Consider the following 1,792-nt stretch of genomic DNA (forward strand, 5'->3'; position numbering starts at 1 on the left):
AAACTCTCGTGCTATGTAGTTACAGGTAGAGAGGACACCGCGAGAGTGGCGCTTTCCGCCAACGGCAACGGGTAAATTAGTTAACGCCGGTTGGTCACGGATTTCCACGGATACAAAGAAAGCATCCATATCTACATGAATTATCTTGCGCAAACCGTTGCCTCGAAATTAAATAACGCTGTTTAAATATACAGTTATATTGGGCGTGAGGCAAGTAGGGTTGGTTGCTAGCGTGTACAGCTTATTTACGATACACGCCGTCTAGAAAAGTGTTTACTTCAGAAAAAACCTTCTTGGTGATATCTCCTCTGACAATACCATGCAGATGGAAGTCTATTTCCCTGTAATGTGCGTTGCCCGTGTGAATGCTTTTATAAATATCTCTACCGCTTTGGACGTCAACTTTTGGGTCTTTATCTGCATGAATGACTAAGGTTGGGATGGTGATGCTAGAGAGCCCTTTCTGGACTTGGTTCATTAATTTTTTGATTTCAACGATGCTGCTTACCGGGCAGCGTAGATAATTGATGTGAGGATTGTCGGCATGGTTGGTGACAAACTCTTTACGAAACTTTTTAGTATCAAATACCGGATTAGCTATTTGTCTTAGAACCTTATTCCAGGTGTTGACAGGTTTGGCAAAGTTAGCAGAGAATTTTTTAAACTTGAGCGGCGCGCTGATACTCACAAGTGCATCAAAGGCGTCGGGTTTATCAATGACTTGTTTAAGTGCCACCGCAGCGCCAGTAGAGAAACCAGCGATGACGATATGCTCACAGCAGTGCTTAAGTATTTCGTGGCCCCGGTTAACCGCCGCCGTCCATTCGCTCATTTTACGGCGAGATAAATCATCTGCCGATGTACCGTGCCCGTCCATTCGTGGCGCGTAGACGGTATAGCCTTGGCTATAAAGATAGTCAGCCCACTCTCGCACTTCTTCCGGGGCAGCCATTAGGCCATGAACAAGCAGCACTCCCTGCGTGGCTTGAGGCTGATGAAGCAGGTAAGGTTGGCCAATTTCTGGTGGCTTGGTTTCACCTTTAAGGAAGTGTTCCTGGTAATCGTTTATAAAACGACTCGTTTCTTCCTCTAGCAGGCATTGTGCTTTAGAGCTTAAGCTCATCTTAGGCTGACGCCGTAGCGGAAAATGCACTGTAAATCAGGCTGTAATGACAGGCGCCACCAATTAAGACCATTACGTGGAAGAGTTCATGGAAACTGAAAATTCCAGGCAACATTAAGGGTTTCTTACTTGCATAGAAAATAGCACCTAGCGTGAACGCGATACCGCCAGCAAAAAGCAGATTAACCTGCATATCGGTCATGAGATCCAAGATTTGTTGCATGGGGAAAACTAGCATCCAGCCCATTGTCAGAAAAATTAAGGCATAGAGTATTCTTGGTGCGCGCGGGAAGAATAATTGTGAGCACAGGCCAAATGCCACCAGTCCCCATTGAATTGCTATCATTGGTAAGCGCCAGTCATCATCCAGAAAGAAGTAGCAGACGGGAGTATAAGAACCAGCAATCATAAAGAATATCGCTAAGCGGTCCATTTTTCGCCAGAAAGATAGCTCGTTCTCTTGCTTTTTAAAGCAGTGGTATAAAGAGCTAGCAGAAAAAAGAAAGATTAGTGACAAACCGTAAACTAAGGCTGTGACGAGCATTGAAGCAGAGCCGGTTGCAACCTTTAATAAAAAAACTGTACCGACCACGGCTGCTATCGCGCCAAGCAGGTGAGAGTAGAAGTTGAATGCTTCAGAGCTTTTAACCATTTTCAATACCGCTTTTT

The 1,792-nt window shown here is 45.0% G+C and carries 2 protein-coding genes and 1 pseudogene; all 3 read right to left on the minus strand.

The window, feature by feature from the left end; all coding sequences use genetic code 11:
• Positions 1–129 (minus strand): annotated as a pseudogene (locus A3729_RS30440) (DNA polymerase IV); the annotation flags it as partial.
• A 112-nt stretch (positions 130–241) separates the two neighbouring features.
• The gene (locus A3729_RS02950; RefSeq protein ID WP_068633119.1) at positions 242–1,123 is read right to left on the minus strand and encodes a carboxylesterase; all 882 of its coding nucleotides are present in this window, start codon (positions 1,121–1,123) and stop codon (positions 242–244) included.
• 1 nt (position 1,124) lies between these two features.
• Positions 1,125–1,792 (minus strand): hemolysin III family protein (locus tag A3729_RS02955; RefSeq protein WP_231877310.1); only part of this gene is annotated, 668 nt, incomplete at its 5' end.

The organism is Oleiphilus sp. HI0043 (genome assembly GCF_001634935.1).